17 protein-coding genes are annotated in these 20,138 nt (G+C 69.3%); 11 read left to right on the forward strand and 6 right to left on the reverse strand.

All coding sequences use genetic code 11. The annotated features are described in order from the left end of the window. Positions 1–13 precede the first annotated feature (13 nt). The 6 genes from LCL87_RS18315 to LCL87_RS18340 all read right to left on the reverse strand — a co-directional run bounded on the left by LCL87_RS18315 (position 14) and on the right by LCL87_RS18340 (position 7,987). Positions 14–889, reverse strand: a complete 876-nt coding sequence (locus tag LCL87_RS18315) for an ABC transporter permease (RefSeq protein ID WP_225022262.1) — start codon at positions 887–889, stop codon at positions 14–16. Then, a complete protein-coding gene (locus tag LCL87_RS18320; protein WP_225022264.1) occupies positions 886–1,845 on the reverse strand; it encodes an ABC transporter permease in 960 nt (319 codons plus the stop codon). The genes LCL87_RS18315 and LCL87_RS18320 overlap by 4 nt, the downstream gene beginning before the upstream one ends. 6 nt (positions 1,846–1,851) lie before the next feature. Next, on the reverse strand, positions 1,852–3,426 hold the full coding sequence (locus tag LCL87_RS18325; protein ID WP_225022266.1) for an ABC transporter substrate-binding protein: 1,575 nt from the start codon (positions 3,424–3,426) through the stop codon (positions 1,852–1,854). A gap of 189 nt (positions 3,427–3,615) precedes the next feature. Beyond that, positions 3,616–5,946 (reverse strand): arylsulfatase, encoded by a 2,331-nt coding sequence (locus LCL87_RS18330; protein ID WP_225022268.1) that lies wholly within the window; start codon positions 5,944–5,946, stop codon positions 3,616–3,618. Positions 5,947–6,163: 217 nt separating this feature from the next. Then, positions 6,164–7,129: a TauD/TfdA dioxygenase family protein gene (locus LCL87_RS18335; RefSeq protein WP_225022270.1), complete on the reverse strand. Its 966-nt coding sequence runs from the start codon at positions 7,127–7,129 to the stop codon at positions 6,164–6,166. A 51-nt stretch (positions 7,130–7,180) separates the two neighbouring features. Then, positions 7,181–7,987, reverse strand: a complete 807-nt coding sequence (locus tag LCL87_RS18340) for a TauD/TfdA family dioxygenase (protein WP_225022272.1) — start codon at positions 7,985–7,987, stop codon at positions 7,181–7,183. A gap of 189 nt (positions 7,988–8,176) precedes the next feature. On the opposite strand from LCL87_RS18340, the gene LCL87_RS18345 reads away from it, so the two are divergent. From LCL87_RS18345 to aroQ, 11 genes are all read left to right on the forward strand, one after another. Further along, on the forward strand, positions 8,177–8,830 hold the full coding sequence (locus LCL87_RS18345) for a TetR/AcrR family transcriptional regulator (RefSeq protein ID WP_225022274.1): 654 nt from the start codon (positions 8,177–8,179) through the stop codon (positions 8,828–8,830). A gap of 45 nt (positions 8,831–8,875) precedes the next feature. Further along, complete coding sequence (locus tag LCL87_RS18350; RefSeq protein WP_225022276.1) at positions 8,876–10,282, forward strand: replication-associated recombination protein A; 1,407 nt, start codon at positions 8,876–8,878, stop codon at positions 10,280–10,282. Between the two features lie 32 nt (positions 10,283–10,314). Continuing rightward, on the forward strand, positions 10,315–10,989 hold the full coding sequence (locus LCL87_RS18355) for a DUF6629 family protein (protein WP_225022278.1): 675 nt from the start codon (positions 10,315–10,317) through the stop codon (positions 10,987–10,989). 127 nt (positions 10,990–11,116) lie between these two features. Further along, entirely contained in the window at positions 11,117–13,789 is a 2,673-nt protein-coding gene (gene alaS / locus LCL87_RS18360; protein ID WP_225022280.1) for an alanine--tRNA ligase, read from the forward strand. A 38-nt stretch (positions 13,790–13,827) separates the two neighbouring features. Further along, positions 13,828–14,376, forward strand: a complete 549-nt coding sequence (ruvX, locus tag LCL87_RS18365) for a Holliday junction resolvase RuvX (RefSeq protein ID WP_510850809.1) — start codon at positions 13,828–13,830, stop codon at positions 14,374–14,376. Continuing rightward, positions 14,373–15,824: an endolytic transglycosylase MltG gene (mltG, locus tag LCL87_RS18370; protein ID WP_225022282.1), complete on the forward strand. Its 1,452-nt coding sequence runs from the start codon at positions 14,373–14,375 to the stop codon at positions 15,822–15,824. Before ruvX ends, mltG begins: the two co-directional genes overlap by 4 nt. Then, positions 15,821–16,663, forward strand: coding sequence for a shikimate dehydrogenase (locus LCL87_RS18375; protein WP_225022284.1), 843 nt, complete (start codon positions 15,821–15,823; stop codon positions 16,661–16,663). Before mltG ends, LCL87_RS18375 begins: the two co-directional genes overlap by 4 nt. A gap of 110 nt (positions 16,664–16,773) precedes the next feature. Then, positions 16,774–17,961, forward strand: coding sequence for a chorismate synthase (aroC, locus tag LCL87_RS18380; RefSeq protein WP_510850810.1), 1,188 nt, complete (start codon positions 16,774–16,776; stop codon positions 17,959–17,961). 4 nt (positions 17,962–17,965) lie between these two features. After that, complete coding sequence (locus LCL87_RS18385) at positions 17,966–18,520, forward strand: shikimate kinase (protein ID WP_225022289.1); 555 nt, start codon at positions 17,966–17,968, stop codon at positions 18,518–18,520. A 4-nt stretch (positions 18,521–18,524) separates the two neighbouring features. Continuing rightward, entirely contained in the window at positions 18,525–19,634 is a 1,110-nt protein-coding gene (aroB, locus tag LCL87_RS18390) for a 3-dehydroquinate synthase (RefSeq protein ID WP_225022291.1), read from the forward strand. After that, a complete protein-coding gene (gene aroQ / locus LCL87_RS18395) occupies positions 19,631–20,059 on the forward strand; it encodes a type II 3-dehydroquinate dehydratase (protein ID WP_225022293.1) in 429 nt (142 codons plus the stop codon). Before aroB ends, aroQ begins: the two co-directional genes overlap by 4 nt. The last annotated feature ends 79 nt before the right edge of the window (positions 20,060–20,138 follow it).

The following is a 20,138-nucleotide window of genomic DNA, read 5'->3' on the forward strand; positions in this document are numbered from 1 at the left end:
TTGGGATGGTGGGTCACCGCAGCCTCGACCGGGCGGCGAGGGCTTGCGAGATCAGGAGCAGTCCGAGCACGAGGACGACGACGACGGCGAGCGGGCCGACGACGAAGAACGGTGAGTGGTACGCGTTCTGCGTCCCCTCCTTGATGAGGGAGCCGAGCGACGGGGCCGGCGGAGTGATGCCGAGGCCGAGGAAACTCATGGCTCCCTCGATGAACACCCCCACCGACATCGCCAGCGCGAGTTGCACCGTCAGCGGTTCGAGGCAGTTCGGCAGGACGTGTCGGCGCAGGATCCACCCCTCGTCCGCGCCGAGCGTCCGCGCGGCTTCGACGTAGGGCGCCTGCCGCACCGTGAGCACCGAGGTTCGGGTCAGCCGTCCGAACACCGGGACCTCGGCGAGCACGATCACCGTCGCGATCGTCCAGACACCCGGCCCGATCACCATCGTGAGCGCGATCGCGAGGACGATGGTCGGGAACGCCAGGATCAGGTCGAAGGAACGCTGGAGAACGGTGTCGATCCACCCGATTCGCGTTGCGGCCAGGCCGAGCAGCGAGCCGATGACGGCGCCGAGCGGAACGGCCAGGAAGATCACGATCAGGTCGATCCGGATGCCGTACAGGGTGCGCGAGAGTACGTCGCGGCCGACCGAGTCGGTGCCGAACCAGTGGTCGCTGCTCGGACCGAGCAGGGTGGCGCCGGGCAACTGCGCGTCCGGCTCGAACGGGGCCAGCAGCGGGGCGAGAAGACCGGCCAGCACCACGACGCCGACGAGCGCCGCGCCGACGAGGCCACGACCGCTGCGCAGCGCCGCCCATCGACTGTCCCGGTCCGACCCGTCGTCGGTGGAGATCGAGTCGTCGAGTGCGGGCTCCGCAGTGGTGGTCATTCGTGGCCTCCCAGCCGGATTCGAGGATCGAGCGAGGCGTTGACCAGGTCGGTGACCAACTGAATGACGACGAACAGTCCGACCGAGAAGAGCAGCATCACCTGGACGACGGGATAGTCCCGGCTCGAGATCGCCCGCTCCAGGAGGTTGCCGAGGCCGGGCCACGCGAAGATGGCCTCGACGAGTACGGCGCCACCGAGTAGATGGCCGATCTGGATGCCGAGCACCGTCACCGTCGACGGCAGCGCGTTGGGCAGTACCTGCGTCAGGACGATGCGCCGCCGAGAGATCCCGAGGGCACGAGCGGTGGTGACGTAGGGCTCGGCAAGCTGACTGCGCAGCGACTCGGTGAGGAACCGGGTCAGTGCGGCCGCGATCGGCAGAGCGAGGCACACGGCGGGCAGCACCAGGTATTGCAGGGTGATGCCCGGATCGTCCAGAAAGCCCTTGCGGGGAATGCCACCCGCGGGCAGCACCGCCCACACCACCCCGAAGAGCACCATCAGGATCGCACCGGTGACGAAGTTGGGGATCGCGACGGCGACGGTGCCGAAGGCGGTGGCGAGGCTGTTCAGCCACGGCCGGTCGACGATCACCGAGACGGTGCTCAGGACGAACGAGATGACGAGCGCGAGCAGCAGTGCGGCCACGGCGAGGACCAGGGTGTTGCCCAGCGCGTCGAGCAGCAGTGTGCTGATGTCGCCGCCGAGGATGAGCGAGCGCCCGAGATCGAAGGTGGCAATCCCGCCGAGCCACGAGAAGTACCGGCCGAACTGTGATCCGGTCAGGCCGAGCTCGTCACGGATCGACTCGAGTGCCTCGGGGGAGGAGTCCGGGCCGGCCAGGATCACGGCCGGGTCGCCCGGCACGAGCCGTAGCAGGGTGAAGATCACCACCGAGCCGACGACGAGGACGATCAGAGCGGACGGGATCCGACGCAGGCTGTATCGCAGCACCGTTCGTCACCCGCCCAGGTAGGCGTCGCTCAGGTCGAGCTCGCCCTTCTTGGTCCAGCCCACACCGTGGACATCGGCGGACGTGGCCAGCTCGTTCTCGTGGTTGAACAGGCCGATCACGAAGGCGTTGTCGAGCAGCTCGGCGTTCAGTATCCGGTACGCGTCCTCGGCTTCGGCACTGCTCGGATCGGTTATTCTCCAGACCTTTTCGACGGCAGCCTGGTATGCGGGATCGATGAAGTTCGACGTGTTCTTGTTGGCGTTGTACACGTAGGCGCTGGTCGGCAGGGTGGCCGGGGTGTACTGCGCGAAGGTGTGTTCGGTGATCCACAGGCCGCCGTAGGTGCCCCCGATCAGGTTCTTGAGCGTGGTGGCCTGGTCCTGGGGCTGGAGCGTGGTCTCGATCCCGACCGCGGCGAGGTCGGCCTGCAGGATCTGCGCGACCGCCTCGGATTCGGTGGATCCCGCCGTGTACGCGACGGGGATGACCGGAACGCTGCCCGCCTCGGCGACCAGTGCCTTGGCCTTCTCGACGTCGTGGTCGTAGGTGTCGTTCAGGTCCGCGTCGAATGCGGGGGAGTACTCCGGCCAGGGCAAGGCGGCGACGTTCCCGTGCCCCTGGTAGACGTCGGCGACGATCCGATCACGGTCCACCGCATTGGCGATCGCCTGCCGAACCCGGATGTCGCTGAGCCCCGGAGCCTGCACGTTGGCGCCGATGTACGCGGTGCGCTGCACGCCGGTCTGGTCGATCACCTGGAAGCCGGCGTTGCTGCCCAGTTCGTCGGCGTCACGGGGCGCGACGTTGAGCAGCATGTCGAGTTGGCCGGATCGCAGCTGCGAGACCCGGGTCTGAGCGTCGGGGACGATGACGTACTCGACGCCGTCGAGGTGCGGCGCACCGCCCCAGTACCCCTTGTCTGCGTCGAACGTGATCGACACTCCCGGCTTCCAGGAGGTGAACCGGAACGCGCCGGTCCCGTTGTAGCCCTTGCCGGTACCGAGGTCGGGCAGGGTGTCCTGGTCGATGATCGGCATGACGTCGAGCAGGTCGAAGAAGTTGCCGGCGGGCTTGGCGAGCGTGAGCGTGATCGCGTGCGGGTCACTGGTGTCGAAGCCGGTGACGAGCGCGGCCGTCCGGGCGAGCTGTCCGGACCGGGTGGGGTCGGCGTACGTCCGGATACTGGCTTCCACGTCCGCCGAGGTGAACGGCTTTCCGTTGTGGAAGGTCACGTCGTCGCGCAGTGCCAGGTGCACCGACAGATCGTCCTCGGAGACCTCCCAGGACGTCGCCAGTCGTGGCTGCGGGTCGAGGCTGTCGGCGGGGTAGCGGATGAGGGTGTCGTAGACCAGACCGGTGATGGCGGCCTGCGCGGGGGCGCCCGAGTACAGGGACGCGGGGGTGAGATCGCCGCCGTCGCCGATCCGAAGGACGCCGCCCTCGGTGACCTCGGCGCCGGTGTCGGCGCCGGCCTGGTCGACCGCCGAGTTGCACCCCGTGACACCGAGGACGCCGACGACGGACAGGGCGAGGGCTCCCAGCAGGGAGCGGCGCCGGGGGAAGGCGGGGCGGCTGAACACAGGAGGTCCTTTCGGGGACGTGTGGAGGGTCGAACCTGTTGGGGTGGAGGTGGTTCGGGTAACCGGGCACGCGGTCGAGGGCGGCCCGGAGACGGTACGACCCCAAAGTAAGGGGGGCCAATTAAATTGGGGAGGTATCAGATCTCGATGCGTCGAACCCTTTGCAGGACTGCCGCTGTCGTTCGGCCGTCAGTGCGTGGAGAGCTCCGCTTCGAGCCGCTGGGCGCTGGTGGGCCGGCTGTCGGCGGCCTCGGTCTCGAGGGTGACCTCACCGACCCGGCCGGTGTACGGGTACTCACCGCCGCGGGCGTAGTCGGAGGTGACCGGCGTGCCGGGGTTCGCACCCACGGTCAGTCGACCGGATCCGAACAGGGCCGTGCGCTCGACGCGACCCTCCCCGACGATCCGACCGTCGATCAGGACCTGGCCGGTGCCGCCTCGCCCGATGCCGCCCCCGTCGTAGGTGAACAGGTACTCGACCAGGTGCTCGCCTGCGGTCAGTGGCTGGGTGGCGCGCACGTGCGTGGTAGCCACGCTGCACAGGTTGTGGGCGAACGTCACCAACCCTTCGCGGACGTAGAACGAGAGTCCGTTGAAGGAGTTGCCCAGGCTCACCAGGACGCCGTCGGACCCGTCGCTGTCGGCCACCACAGGCACGCTCACCCGGAACGACGTGTTCGACGTGCTGGGAAACGCCGCGGTCGGCAGCCGGCGAGTGCTTGCCGGCACGGTGACCCGGCCGCCCAGCTCGGGGCTGCGGCGTCCGGCGACGGCCGCGTCCATCCGCTCGATGCCGCGGTCGTCCAGCGGCAGTACCTGGTGCAACCGCGCCTGCTCCAGGAACAGCTCCTGCAGTGCGGCCAGCCGGTCCGGGTACTCGGAGGCCAGGTCGGTGGCCTGGGAGAAGTCGCGGGTGATGTCGTAGAGCTCCCACACGTCCTGGTCGAACGGGATGGGGTCGGTCCGCGACAGGTCCCACGGCGAACGGTGCTTGGTGACCGCGGTCCAGCCCTCGTGGTAGATCCCACGGTTGCCGAAGATCTCGAAGTACTGGGTGAGGTGCTCGTCGGGCGCGTCGCCGTCGCGCAGTGCGTACAGCATCGAGGTGCCCTCGATGGGGCGCTGGTCGATCCCGTCGACGCGCTCCGGCTGCGGGATCCCGGCGGCCTCCAGGATCGTCGGTGCCACGTCGATGACGTGGTGCCACTGGGTGCGGACGTCACCGCGCGCAGAGATCCCCCTAGGCCAGTGCACAACGAGTCCGTTGCGGGTGCCCCCGAAGTGCGATGCCACCTGCTTGGTCCACTGGAACGGGGTGTCCATCGCCAGGGCCCAGCCGACCGGGTAGTTCACATAGCTGGTCGGCCCCCCGATCTCGTCGAGGCGACCACGGATCTCGGCGGCGGTCTCCGGCAGACCGTTGTAGGTCCGCGACTCGTTGAACGTGCCCGTCAGGCGGCCCTCGCAGGAGGCGCCGTTATCGCCCAGGATGTAGAAGACCAACGTGTTCTCGAGCTCCCCGCCGGCGCGGAGGAATTCGACCAGCCGACCGACCTGCGCGTCGGTGTGCTCGGCGAAGGACGCGTACACCTCCATGAGCCGCTCCGCGACGACGCGCCCGTCGTCGTCGAGTTCGTCCCAGTGCGGAGCACCGTCGGGCCAGGCCGACAGGAGGGTGTCGGGCGGGACGACGCCGAGCTCCTTCTGCCTCGCGAGGGTCTGCTCACGCTGCTCGTCCCAGCCGTGTCCGAACTTCCCGCGGTACCGGTCCCGCCAAGAGTCGGGAACCTGGAACGGCGAGTGGGTGGCGCCGAAGGGCAGGTACGCGAACCAGGGGCGCGACTTGTCGACGTCGCGGACCGAACGGATCCAGTCCCGGGCCTTGTCGACAAGGTCCTCGGAGAGGTGGTAGCCCTCCTCCGGCGTCGACGGCGGCTCCACCTGCGTGGTGCCGGAGTACAGGTTCGGGTGGAACTGGTCGTCGGCACCGCCGATGATCCCGTAGAAGGTGTCGAAGCCCTCCCCGGTCGGCCAATGGGTGAACGGGCCGACCGGCGTGATCTCGTCCTGCGGGATCTGGTGCCACTTGCCGAACACGCCGGTCGCGTAGCCGTTCTCCCGCAAGGTCCGTGCCAGCGGCGCGGCGTCCTGGGGACGGATTCCGGTGTAGCCCGGGGCGCTGGAGGAGAAGTCGGTGACGACCCCCATCCCCACGCTGTGGTGGTTGCGCCCGGTGAGCAGCGCGGCCCGCGTCGGCGAGCAGATCGCCGTGGTGTGGAAGCGGTTGAACCTCAGCCCGTCGGCGGCCAGCTGCTCGGCGACCGGCATCGAGCACGGTCCGCCGAAGGCCGACGAGGCACCGAAGCCCATGTCGTCGAGCAGGACCACCAGGACGTTGGGCGCGCCCTCGGGGGCGGTCACCCTCGGGGGTCCGGGGAAGGGTTTCTGCTGATGGCGGACGTCGTGCGCGGCTTCGACTGCTTCCTGGGTGAGGTGGATTGGCAACTGCGTGCGATCCATCGGGATTCTCCTCTGTTCTGTGTGGAGGGCATGCCGGTGGCCGACGAGATCGATGCGCACCTGCGGCGATCTCGTCGCCACCGTCGTCCTCGGCACCGCATGCTCCCTCGCGCTCGTCCAGCGGAGCAGCGTCGTGCACTGATCATGTGCGGCCGTGTGGACCCGATTGTCGTCGCCCGAATCGCCACTCGTGATGGACTTCTGCGACGCAGGTTGATCAGGCGTCGAAGCCGGGGAATCGCTCGGGGCTGTCGACGACCGAGAAGTGCGACGCGTCACCGACACGGATGCGGCTGGTCGTGCCGTCGACGGACACCGGGACGTCACCGGCGAGGGTCACGCGGTGGACGCTGCGCTTGTGGGCGCCGAAGTCCGCGATGCCGTAGTGCTGGGTGGCGCGGTTGTCCCAGATCACCAGGTCACCCGGCGTCCAACTCCAGCGCAGCGTGTTCTCGAGCCGGACGACCCGCTCCTGGAGGAGCTGGAACAACGCGGCCGACTCGGACGTCTTCAGTCCGACGAAGTTCTTCACGAAGTGGCCGAGCAGGAGCGACTTCTCGCCCGTCTCGGGGTGGACGCGGACCACCGGGTGCTCGATCTCGAAGCCGATGCGCGTGAAGTCCGTCATCCGGTCCTTCACCGCCACGGCGATGCCGCGCTTGTCGGCGTGCACGCCCGCGTAGTCGTACTCGTTGCTGTGTACCGCCCAGAGGTTGTCCACGAGAGCCTTCAGCGGCGCGGGCAGCTGGTCGTAGGCCGCGACTGTCGAGGCCCACGTGGTGGCACCGCCGTACGGCGGGATGTCGACCGCGCGCAGGATGGACGCCTTCGGGATCCGGTCGATGAAACTGACGTCGGTGTGCCAGCTGTTCGCGGCCCCCTCGATCACCAGTGTCCGGTTGTCCGCGGACGTCAGCGTGGGGTGTGTCGTGGTCGGGGATCCGAGGGCCGAGGCGAACCGGTACTGCACGTCGTCGTCGACGTGGTGCTGGCCGCGGAAGACGACCACCTTGTTGGCGGCCAGGGCGTAGCGGATGGCGTAGGCGGTCTCGGCGGCGATGTCGCCCGAGACATGGACGCCCTCGATGAGCGCGCCGATGTGCTCACCGAGTTTGGTGACGGTGATGCCGCCGGCGGCGTAGACATCGGACGCGGTGGACGGGCGAACCTCGGTAGTGGTCACGATTGCTCCTTTGCGGGACGGGACGGGACGTTCGGTGCGGGTGGGTGTGATTCAGCGGGCGGGGACCGGTGCCTCGGGAGCGACCTCGATGCGGTGGATCCGGCGCGGCTGATCGCCGTAGTCGTAGATGGCGTTGTGCTGGACGAAGTGGTTGTCCCAGATCGCGATGTCCCCGACGTTCCAGCGACGGCGGACGGTGAACTCGGGCCGGATCGACACGGACTTCAGTAGTCCGAGGAGCGCGCGGCTCTCGTCGTCCGTGACGTCGTTGATCGCGGACGTGAACAGGTCGTTGACGAACAGGGCCTCGCGGCCGGTGTCCGGATGGCGGATCACCAGCGGGTGAACCGCCTCCGGGACGTTCGGCAGCGGCGCGATGCGATGTGTGGCCGTCAGGCCGTACAGCGCTTCGCGGATCGGCGGGGACAGGGCGTCGAGCGCTGCGTACTGGTTGGACCACAGCGTGTCGCCGCCGACCTCCGGCAGCACCTGCATGTGCAGGATGCTGAAGCGCGACGGCTCCGCCCTCCACGCGACGTCGCAGTGCCAGCGATTGGCCTGGTAGGCGCTGCCGTTGTCGGTGCTGATGACGCTGATCTCGCGGTATCCCTCGTCGCCGAGGTGGGCCAGGTGCTCGTGCGGGTACACGATCTCGCCGAAGTGCCGCGCGAACTCCAGGTGGGTGGCCGGGTCGGCCCCCTGTTCGGGGAAGAACAGCACCCCGTGGCGGTGCAGCGACTCCCGGACCAGGTCGACGTCGGCGTCGGAGAGGGCCGCCACACGCAGGCCGCGCACCTCGGCGCCGATCGCGCCGGCCAGGGGCGCGACGGTCACGGTGGGGCGTTCGAGTGTCGTCATCGGTCGTCCTCGAATCTGTTGGGGGACTGGGATGACCGTCAAAGTAATGGCGAGCTATTAATTTCCGGAATGGATGCGATCCGCGTGCGCCCAGGGGTTTACAGATCGACGTCCGCGCGATAGCCGCGCGGGGAACAGTGCGGCGTCGGCGAGCCGGGCCGAGATCCGGCTCGACTAGGGTGAGCAGCCATGACCGCCAGACGCGGCCGCTACAGCGCCGGCCAGGAAACGCGCGTCCTCCTGGTGGATACGGCCGAACGGTTGTTTGCCCAGCGTGGCTACGAGGCCGTCACGCTGGCCGAAATCCGCAGTGCTGCAGGGCAGAACAATTCCTCGGTGATCAGCTACTACTTCGGTTCGAAGGAGAAGCTGCTCGAGGCGGTGCTCGAGCATCGCCTGCCCGCGATAAGTGCCGACCGGGAGGCCATGATCCGTGAACGGTGCGCGCCCGACGGGCGGCTGAGCGTTCGAGATGCCCTCTGGTGCCTGGTCCGCCCGCTCGCCGACAGCCTCCGCGACGGAAACCACTACGTCGGTCTGCTCGACCGGTTGCTGGAGTCGGAGATCCTGGGAACCGTATTCGGATCCGCGGACCCCGTGGTGACGTCGAGTGGGCTCGCGATCGATCAGGCCCTGCACGCCGCCCTCGACGACCTCCCGGAAGATGCGCGGCGGCAAAGGATCATGATCGTCTACGAGAGCGTGCTCGGCACGCTGTCGCGATATGGGCGCTCCGGCAGCCCTCCCGACCAGGCGGAGCTGTCCGCACTCATCGACGCCTGGGAAGGATTGCTCCGGGCACCCACGTCCGCCGAGACCCGCAGTGCGCGCGGTCACTCCTGAGTGTGGCCGGATCGGCGCGTCGGTGCCGGCTAGTAGCGTCGGGGCGTGACTGATTTCTTCGGCGACACGGACCCGGCCGACGATTCGGGCCTGTTCGAGGCGCCGGCCACCGACTCTGAGCCCGAACCGCTCACGTCGGTACCGCGCTCGGTGTCGGCGCCGCATCCCGGTGCGCCTTTGGCCGTGCGGATGCGGCCTGCGGCGCTGTCCGAGGTCGTCGGCCAGCAGCACCTGCTGGCGCCGGGGGCGCCGCTACGTCGGCTCGTCGAGGGCTCGGGAGCCTCGTCGGTGCTGCTCTACGGTCCGCCCGGCACCGGCAAGACCACGCTGGCATCGCTGATCTCCGGCGCGACCGGACGCAAGTTCGAGGCGCTGTCGGCGCTGTCGGCGGGCGTCAAGGAGGTGCGCGGCGTCATCGAGTTGGCTCGGCGCCGACTGCTGCAGGGCGAGCAGACGGTCCTGTTCATCGACGAGGTCCACCGGTTCTCCAAGACCCAGCAGGACGCGCTGCTCGCGGCGGTCGAGAACCGCATCGTGCTGCTCGTCGCGGCCACCACCGAGAACCCGTCGTTCTCGGTGGTCTCGCCGCTGCTGTCCCGGTCGCTGGTGCTACAACTGCAGTCGCTGACCTCCGACGACATCCGCCTGGTCATCGAACGCGCCCGCACCGACGAACGGGGGCTCGGCGGCGCCGTCGAGATCGACGACGACGCGCTCGAGCACCTGGTCCGGCTCGCGGCCGGTGACGCCCGCCGCGCGCTGACCGCGCTGGAGGCCGCCGCCGGGACGGCGCTCGACCGCACCGACGAGCGCCCGGCGCTGCTCGATCTCGAGACCGTCGAATCGAGCGTCGACAAGGCCGCCGTCCGCTACGACCGCGACGGTGACCAGCACTACGACGTCATCAGCGCGTTCATCAAGTCCATTCGCGGCTCCGACGTCGACGCCGCGCTGCACTACCTCGCCCGGATGCTCACGGCGGGGGAGGATCCGCGGTTCATCGCCCGTCGGCTCGTCGTCCATGCCAGCGAGGACATCGGCATGGCCGATCCCACGGCGCTGCAGACCGCGACCGCCGCCGCGCAGGCCGTGCAGCTGATCGGTATGCCGGAGGCGCGACTCGCGCTGGCGCAGGCCACGATTCATCTTGCGACCGCTCCCAAGTCGGGGGCCGTCATCGCTGCGCTGGGTGCCGCGATGGCCGACGTCGCGGCCGGGAAATCGGGCCTCGTGCCGCCGCACCTGCGGGACGGCCACTACGCGGGGGCCGCCCAGCTCGGGAACGCGGTCGGCTACAAGTACCCGCACGATCACGCCGACGGCGTCCTGCCGCAGCAGTACCCGCCGGACGAACTGGTCGGCGTCGACTACTACGACCCGACCACGCACGGTGCCGAACGGGAGATCGCGGCGCGGGTGGGGAAGTTGCGGAGGATCGTGCGGGGACGCTGATCCGCCCCTGAGATTCGTGTCACAATCCGGTTGTGTGCTTCAGCGCAACCGCGAGCTTCGTCGGGGCGGGTGTCGTCACCGCCGCCGGTGTCGTCGCGCTGTCACTCGTGCGCGAACCGCGTCAGATCCCGTTCGCCGCGTTGCCGCTGCTGTTCGGAATCCACCAGGCGCTCGAGGGCGTGACGTGGCTGGAACTCGGCGGGTCGCACTATTCCGAGCTTCGGGGCTGGGGAATTCACGCGTGGGTGATGTTCGCGTGGGCGATCCTGCCGGCCTACGTGCCGTGGTCGGTGCGGCTGATGGAACCCGATCGGCGGCGCCGGACGTGGCTGCTCGGGCCCGCTGTCGTCGGCTCGGTGCTCGCCGTCTACATGGCGTACCTGGCCGTTCAGCCGGTGATCGGCGTCGCGGATTACGGCCACAATCTCGACTACGAGTTGGGTGTGCCGTTCTCCCCGGTGCTGCTCGCGATTCCGTACGTGTTCGCGACCTGCGTCGGGCCGATGCTCAGTTCCTATCGATGGGTCATTGCACTCGGCGTGGGCAACTTCCTCGCGATGTCGGTCGCTGCCTACCTCGAGATCAACGACTATTCGTCGCTGTGGTGCACGTTCGCGGCGTTCCTCAGCCTCATCGTCGTCGGACATTTCGTCGAGGACCGCCGTCGACGCGACCGTCTGTCCCGGGACGCCGCATACGTCGAGTAAATGCATGCGCCGAATAAATGGGACGCGGCAGGGCGTTAAGCTTGCCAATGGCTGATTCGCACCTCGTAGGCGAAATCGGCGGACGAACACTGTTTCACTCGACGGACATACGTAAGGACGAACCCCGGTGCAGACCCACGAGATCCGTAGGCGCTTCCTCGACCATTTCGTCAAGGCGGGCCACACCGAGGTGCCCAGCGCCTCGCTGATCTTCGACGATCCGAACCTGTTGTTCGTCAACGCCGGCATGGTGCAGTTCAAGCCGTACTTCCTCGGCCAGCAGACGCCGCCCTACGACACCGCGACCAGCGTGCAGAAGTGCGTGCGGACCGGTGACATCGAGAACGTCGGCGTCACCACCCGCCACAACACGTTCTTCCAGATGGCCGGCAACTTCAGCTTCGGCGACTACTTCAAGCGCGGGGCGATCAAGCACGCGTGGGCGCTGCTGACCAACAGTGTCGAGGACGGCGGCTACGGCTTCGATCCCGAGCGCCTGTGGGTCACCGTCTACCTCGACGACGACGAGGCCCGCGACATCTGGAAGGAAGAGGCCGGCATCCCCGACGAGCGCATCCAGCGCCGCGGCATGGCCGACAACTACTGGTCGATGGGCGTCCCGGGCCCGTGCGGCCCGTGCTCGGAGATCTACTACGACCGCGGCCCCGAGTACGGCGCCGAGGGCGGCCCCGAGGCAGACGAGGACCGCTACCTCGAGATCTGGAACCTCGTGTTCATGCAGAACGAGCGCGGCGAGGGCTCCGGCAAGGACAGCTTCGAGATCCTCGGCCCGCTGCCCAAGCAGAACATCGACACCGGCATGGGCGTCGAGCGCGTCGCGTTCCTGCTGCAGGGCGTCGACAACGTGTACGAGACGGACCTGGTCCGTCCCGTGATCACCAAGGCCGAGGAACTGTCGGGCCGCACGTACGGCGCCGACCCCGAGGCTGACGTCCGCTTCCGCGTGATCGCCGACCACGCGCGCACCGCCGTCATGCTCATCGCCGACGGCGTCAACCCGGGCAACGAGGGCCGCGGCTACGTGCTGCGCCGCCTGCTGCGCCGCATCATCCGCTCGGCGAAGCTGCTCGGTGCCGAGAAGCCGAGCATGCTCGACTTCGTGACCGTCGTGCGCGACACGATGTCGCCGTCGTACCCGACGCTCGCCACCGACTTCGACCGCATCGCGGGCGTCGCGGTCGGCGAGGAGACCGCGTTCCTGCGTACGCTCGCGGCCGGCTCGAAGATGTTCGAGTCGGAAGCCGACGAGGTCAAGGCCGCAGGCAAGAAGGTCTTCGGCGGTAGCGAGGCGTTCGTGCTGCACGACACCTACGGCTTCCCGATCGACCTCACGCTCGAGATGGCGGCCGAGGCCGGCCTGAGTGTCGACGAGGCCGGCTTCCGCTCGCTCATGGCCGAGCAGCGCAAGCGCGCCAAGGAGGACGCGCAGTCACGCAAGCATGCGCACGCCGACCTGACCGTCTACAAGGAGTTCGTCGACCGCGGCGCCACCGAGTTCACCGGCTTCAACGAGCTGGTCTCCGAGGCGCACGTGCTGGCACTCATCTCGAACGGCGTGCGGGTCCCCACCGCGACGGCCGGCCAGGACGTCGAGGTCATCCTCGACCGCAGCCCGCTGTACGCGGAGGCCGGCGGCCAGATCGCCGACATCGGCACGATCACGGCGAACGGCCTGCGGGTCAAGGTCAACGACGTGCAGAAGATCGCCAAGAAGGTGTGGGTCCACAAGGTCACCGTCAACGAGGGCCAGATCACCGAGGGCGACGTCGTCCTCGTGCAGGTCGACCCGGAGTGGCGCAAGGGCGCGACGCAGGGTCACTCCGGCACCCACATGGTGCACGCCGCGCTGCGACAGGTGCTGGGCCCCAACGCGGTTCAGGCCGGCTCGCTCAACAAGCCGGGCTACCTGCGCTTCGACTTCAACTGGCAGGGCCAGCTGTCGGAGTCGCAGAAGCAGGAGATCGAGGTCGTCACCAACGAGGCCGTCGCCGCCAACCACTCGGTGAACACCTTCGTCACCGATCTGGACAAGGCGAAGCAGATGGGCGCGATGGCGCTCTTCGGCGAGAACTACGGCGACGAGGTGCGGGTCGTCGAGATCGGTGGACCGTTCTCGATGGAGCTGTGCGGCGGCACGCACGTGCAGACGTCGGCGCAGATCGGCCCGGTCACGCTGCTCGGTGAGTCCTCGGTCGGCTCCGGTGTGCGGCGCGTCGAGGCCTTCGTCGGCCTCGACTCGTACCGCTACCTGGCCAAGGAGCGCGCACTGCTCGCCGGTGTCGCGTCGTCGCTCAAGGTGCCGTCGGAAGAGGTTCCGGGTCGCGTCGAGGCGCTCGTCGAGCGACTGAAGGCTGCCGAGAAGGAACTCGAGGCGACCAAGGCGGCCGCGGTGCTCGCGTCCGCGGGCACCTTCGTCGACAAGGCCCACCGCTTCGGTGAGGTGTTGCTCGTCGCCGAGCAGGCACCCGACGGTGTCGCCGGCAACGACCTGCGCGGCCTCGTCACCGACATCCGCGGCCGTTTCGGCACGCAGCCCGCCGTGGTGGTGCTGCTCGGCAACGCCGACGGCAAGGTCCCGTTCGTCGTCGCCGCCACGAAGGCGGCCCAGGATCTCGGCATCAAGGCCGGTGAGCTGGTGTCGAGCTTCGGCCCGCAGATCGGTGGCCGCGGCGGCGGCAAGGCCGACATGGCGCAGGGCTCCGGCTCCGACGTCTCCGGTATCCCCGCGGCGCTCGAGGGCGTGCGGGGCCGGGTCGCCGAGCTGGCAGGAAACTCCTAGAGGTGCCCGCGGCCTCGTCGGGTCCCGACAAATCTGCCCTGTCGGGTCCCGACAAATCTGCCCTGTCGGGTCCCGATCGGCCCGGGAGCGATGATCCCGGGCGCGGACGACGGATCGCCGTCGACGTCGGGAGCGTGCGGATCGGGGTCGCCTCGTGCGATCCCGACTGCATCCTCGCCACGCCGGTGGAGACCGTTCCCCGGTCGAAGGAGAAGGGGCCCGACGCGCCGGACATCCGGCGGATTGTCGCGCTTGTCGAGGAGTACGAGGCCGTCGAGGTTATCGTCGGTCTGCCGCAGACCCTGCGCGGCGAACGCGGCAAGGCCGCGGACCTGGCGTCCGCGTTCGCGCGGCGACTCCAGCGCGCTATCGAGCCGATCCCGGTACGGATGGCCGACGAGCGCCTCACGACGGTCACGGCGTCGCGGGCACTGCGCGAGAGCGGTGTGAGGGCCAAGGGTCAGCGGCCGATGATCGATCAGGCCGCGGCGGTGGCGATCTTGCAGGGATGGTTGGACGAGCGGAGCAGAGCGGTGAACGTGTCGGATCCGGAAGGTGGCGATCGACCCACGGGAGACGCCCTGTGAGCGATCAGCGGCCGCCGTCGGGTCGTCCCGAGTACGAGTCGGACCCCCGGTACGCCGGTGATCGCGACGGCGACTACGGCTACGACCACGGCCAGCCGTACGAGCCCGGGTACGCCCCCGAGTACGGGCAGCCGTACGACGGGGATTACAACCAGGGCTACAACCAGGACTACACCTCGGACTACGGGTACGAGCCCCAGTACGACCGCTACGAGTACGACGACGGGCGTCGCGCGCTGCCGACCGCGGTCGGCACCCACCCGATCAGCCGGGGCGAGGCGCGCCGGCTGCAGGCGGCGGCGCGACGCAGGCGCCGCGGCCGGATCATCGGCGTGCTGGCCGGTGCCGTACTGCTCGGCGGCATGGGCGCCGCCGCGGTCGCGGTGTACGACAAGGTGTCCGGCCGTGACGTCGCCGACTACGCCGGTCCCGGTGGTCCCGAGGTGGTCGTGCAGGTCCATCCCGGGGATACGGCGAACCAGATCGCCGACGAAATGGCCGCCAAGGACGTCGTCAAGAGCGAGGCTGCGTTCTACCGCGCGGCGCTGCGCAACGACGCCATGAGCGCGGTCCAGCCCGGCTACTACTCGATCTCCACGCAGATCTCGGGCTCGGACGCGGTGTCGGCACTCGTGTCTCCGGACGCCCGTGTCGGCGCGCTGGTGATCTCGGAGGGGCGCCAGCTCCACGACACCCGCGACGTCCAGACCGGCGCGGTCAAGAAGGGCATCTACACGCTCATCGCCGAGGCCAGCTGTGTCGGTCCGGTAGAGGCGCAGAAGTGCCTCACCTACGACCAGCTCAACCAGGCGGGTGCGGGCCCGGACCTCGCGGCGCTCGGCGTGCCGGACTGGGCGCGCGCAGCCGTCGCGAACGTCCCGGACCGGGACCGTCAGCTCGAGGGTCTGATCGCCGCCGGCAGTTGGGACTTCGATCCCACGCAGACGCCTGCCGAGATCCTTCGCCAGCTCGTGAGCTCGAGCGCCGAGAGCTACGAGGCGACGGGACTCGAGACTGCCGGTGGCAACGTGGGACTCGCGCCCTACCAGATGCTCATCGTCGCGTCGCTCGTCGAACGCGAGGCGCTGCCCTCGGACTTCGACAAGGTCGCGCGCGTCGTGGTGAATCGCCTCGCGGTGAACCAGCCGCTGCAGTTCGACTCGACGGTCAACTACGCCCTCGACACGACCGAAGTCGCCACCACCGACGCCGACCGCGCCCGGGTGACGCCGTGGAACACGTACGCGATGCCGGGCCTGCCCGCGACGCCCATCGCGTCGCCGAGCATCAACGCGCTTCGCGCGGTGGAGAATCCGGCGCCCGGTGACTTCCTGTACTTCGTGACGATCGACAAGAAGGGCACGACGCTCTTCACCCGCAGCTACGACGAGCACCTCGCGAACATCGAGTTGGCTCAGAAGAGCGGCATTCTCGACAGTGGAAGGTGATCGACGTGTCTGCTCGTGAAGCCAGGAAGGCTCGGAAGGCTGCGGTGCTCGGGAGCCCGATCGCGCACTCGAAGTCCCCGAACCTGCACCTGGCCGCGTATCGCGCGCTCGGGCTGGTCGACTGGACCTACGAGCGGATCGAGTGCACCGGCGAGGAGTTGCCGGGACTGGTGTCGGGACTCGGACCCGAGTGGGTCGGGTTGTCGGTGACGATGCCCGGCAAGGTCGCGGCCCTCGAGTTCGCGACCGAGCGCACCGACCGCGCCGTCACGATCGGATCGGCGAACACGCTGGTGCGCATCGACGGCGGTTGGCGGGCCGACTGCACCGATGTGGACGGGGTCCGCGGCGCGCTCGTCGAGGGCGGGGTCGGTGACCTGACCGACGCGTCGGCCGTCGTGGTCGGTGCCGGTGGCACCGCACGGCCCGCGCTGGTGGCGCTCGCCGATCTCGGCATCGGCTCGGTCACCGTCGTGGCCCGCGATGCCGGCCGTGCCCGCGAGACCCTCGACTGCGCCGAGGCCGTCGGTCTGACCGTGCGGCACCTGACGTTCGACGACGACCGGCTCGGCGACGTGTGTGCGGGGTCCGCGGCCCTCGTGAGTACCGTGCCGGCCGGGGGTGCCGCGCCCTACGCCGCGTCGATCGGCCGGGCACCGTTCGTGCTCGACGCGATCTACAACCCGTGGCCGACGCCGCTGGCGGAGGCCGTCGAGCGGGCCGGTGGCACCGTGATCGGCGGGCTCGCGATGCTCCTCAACCAGGCGTACGGCCAGGTGGAGCAGTTCACCGGCATGCCGGCGCCCCGTGCGGCGATGGCCGCCGCGCTCGATTCCTGACTTCGCCGACGGCGCGGTCACCGCGTGACACCTGCCTGTGGCGGGTGTGACGAGTGCGACCGACGGCCCGCTGTCGAAGGTGACCCTACGGACGTGGAAAGATGCTGGATGTGTTGCGCTGGATAACTGCTGGAGAGTCCCATGGTCCCGCCCTCGTCGCGATGCTCGAGGGGATGGTCGCCGGTGTCGAGGTGACGTCCGACGACATCTCGGCGCAGCTGGCGCGCCGCCGTCTCGGCTACGGCCGCGGTGCCCGCATGAAGTTCGAGGCCGACAAGGTCTCGATCGTCGGCGGTGTGCGGCACGGTCGTACCCTCGGCGGCCCGATCGCGGTCGAGGTCGGCAACACCGAGTGGCCCAAGTGGGAGACCATCATGTCGCCCGACCCGGTGGACGAGGCCGAGCTCGCCGGTCAGGCGCGTAACGCGCCGCTGACGCGTCCGCGCCCCGGGCACGCCGACTACTCGGGCATGCTCAAGTACGGCTTCGACGACGCCCGCCCGGTCCTCGAGCGCGCCAGCGCCCGCGAGACCGCGGCCCGTGTCGCCGCGGGCACCGTGGCACGCCAGTTCCTCCGCCAGCTGTTCGGCGTCGAGGTGGTCTCGCACGTGATCTCGATCGGTGCGTCCGACCCCTACGTCGGCGTGGGCCCCGAGGCCGGCGACCTCGAGGCGATCGACGCCAGCCCGGTGCGGGCGTTCGACAAGGCCGCAGAAGACTCCATGATTGCCGAGATCGAGGCCGCCAAGAAGGACGGCGACACCCTCGGCGGCGTCGTCGAGGTCATCGTCCACGGCCTGCCGGTCGGGCTCGGCTCGTTCATCAGCGGCGCCGACCGCCTCGACTCCAAGCTGGCCGCGGCCCTCATGGGCATCCAGGCGATCAAGGGCGTCGAGGTCGGTGACGGCTTCGAGACCGCACGCCGTCGCGGCAGCGCCGCACACGACGAGATGCGTCCGGGCCCCGACGGCATCCTGCGCTCGACCAACCGCGCCGGTGGCCTCGAGGGCGGCATGACCAACGGCGAGGCCCTGCGGGTCCGCGCCGCGATGAAGCCGATCTCCACGGTCCCACGCGCGCTCTCCACGATCGACATGGCGACCGGTGAGGAAGCCGTCGCGATCCACCAGCGCTCCGACGTGTGCGCCGTCCCGGCCGCCGGCGTGGTGGCCGAGGCGATGGTCGCGCTGGTCGTGGCCCAGGCCGCGCTCGACAAGTTCGGCGGCGACTCGATCGCCGAGACCCGCTCGAACTTCCAGCGCTACGTCGACGGCATCGCGGCACGTCCGCCGCGGTGATCGGATGACACCCCGCGCGGTGCTGATCGGGCCGCCCGGTGCGGGCAAGTCGACCATCGGTCGACGGCTCGCGCAGGCGCTCGACCTGGAACTGCTCGACACCGACGTCGAGATCGAACGCCGGACCGGTCGCACCATCCCCGAGATCTTCGCGACCGACGGGGAGCCGCACTTCCGGGAGATCGAGGAGCAGGTCGTCGGGGAGGCGCTCGAGACGCACGACGGGATCCTGTCCCTCGGTGGTGGCGCGATCCTGTCCGAACACACCCGCACCCGGCTTGCCGGGCATACCGTGGTGTATCTGGAGATCAGTGTTGCGGAGGGGCTCAAGCGAACCGGCGCGACCACCGGTCGGCCGTTGCTCAACGGGGGCGACCCGAAGGCGAAGTACCACGCGTTGATGCGGCGGCGCAGGCCGCTGTACCGGCAGGTGGCGACCATCCGGATGCGAACCGACAGCCGGAGCCCGAGCAGGGTGGTCCAGCAGTTGGTGACGAAGTTGACCGACGGGCCCGCAGCGGGCGCCCCGGCACACGACGAGACAGAAGCGGAGCAGTAGAGAAGTGACCGAACCGGTACGCGTCGAGGTGGCCACGGCCGATCCCTACCCGGTGATCATCGGGCGGGGTCTGCTCGGTGACCTCGTCGAGGAGCTCGAAGGCACCCGCACGGTGGCGATCTTCCACCAGCCGCCGCTCGCCGAGACCGCGGAAGCGGTGCGAGCGGCTCTGGCGGAGAAGGGGATCGATGCACACCGCATCGAGATTCCGGACGCCGAGGAAGGCAAGGACCTCGCGGTCGCGGGCTTCTGCTGGGAGGTCCTCGGCCGCATCGGTCTGACCCGCAGCGACGCGATCGTCAGCCTCGGTGGCGGTGCTGCCACCGACCTCGCCGGTTTCGTGGCCGCGACGTGGATGCGCGGCGTGCGGATCGTGCACGTGCCGACGACCCTGCTTGCGATGGTCGACGCCGCCGTCGGTGGCAAGACCGGTATCAACACCGAGGCCGGCAAGAACCTGGTCGGCGCGTTCCACGAGCCGTCCGCGGTCCTGATCGACCTCGCGACGCTCGAGACGGTGCCGCGCAACGAGATCGTCGCGGGCATGGCCGAGGTCATCAAGACCGGCTTCATCGCCGACCCGGTGATCCTCGACCTCATCGAGGCCGACCCGGAGGCCGCCCTCGACCCGACCGGAACAGTGCTGCCGGAGCTGATCCGCCGCTCCGTCGAGGTCAAGGCCAAGGTCGTCGCCGCCGATCTGCGCGAGTCGGACCTGCGCGAGATCCTCAACTACGGTCACACCCTCGGCCACGCGATCGAGCGGCGTGAGCGCTACCGCTGGCGTCACGGCGCCGCGGTCGCCGTCGGCCTGGTGTACGCCGCGGAACTCGGTCGTCTCGCGGGTCGGCTCGACGACGCCACCGCCGACCGGCACCGGTCGATCCTCGAACTCGTCGGCCTGCCCACCACGTACGACGGGGACGCGTTCGCGGACCTGCTGAAGGGCATGCAGACGGACAAGAAGAACCGCGCCGGCCTGCTGCGTTTCGTCGTGCTCGACGGGCTCGCCAAGCCGGGCCGGCTCGAGGGTCCGGATCCGTCGCTGCTCGTCGCGGCCTACGGTGCGATCGCGCGTGACGCGAGCCCGAGCGGCGGGACGGTACTGCTGTGAGGGTCCAGGTCGTCAACGGCCCCAACCTCGGCCGTCTCGGGAAGCGTCAGCCGGAGGTCTACGGCTCGACCACGCACGACGACCTCGTCGCGCTGTGCGAGCGGACCGCGAAGGAACTCGGCATCGAGGTCGTCGTCCGGCAGTCCGACAGCGAGGGTGAGCTGCTGGGCTGGATCCACGACGCCGCCGACGCGGGCGAACCGGTGATCCTCAACGCCGGGGGCCTGACCCACACGTCCGTCGTCCTGCGCGACGCGTGCGCCGAACTCACGGCCGGCCTGGTCGAGTTGCACATCTCGAACGTCCATGCGCGCGAGGAGTTCCGGCACCACTCCTATCTGAGCGCGGTCGCGACCGGGTCGATCGTGGGCCTGGGTGTAGCGGGTTACGCGCTGGCGCTGCGGTTCCTCGCCGAACGAGGCTGACCGAGCCGACAGATTTCCGAGTCCGACGAGAACGGGCCGGGGCGGTGAATCCGCCCCGGCCCGTCCTCGTCCTGTTCTC

The sequence above is a fragment of the Prescottella equi genome, assembly GCF_020171745.1.
Classification (GTDB): domain Bacteria; phylum Actinomycetota; class Actinomycetes; order Mycobacteriales; family Mycobacteriaceae; genus Prescottella; species Prescottella equi_A.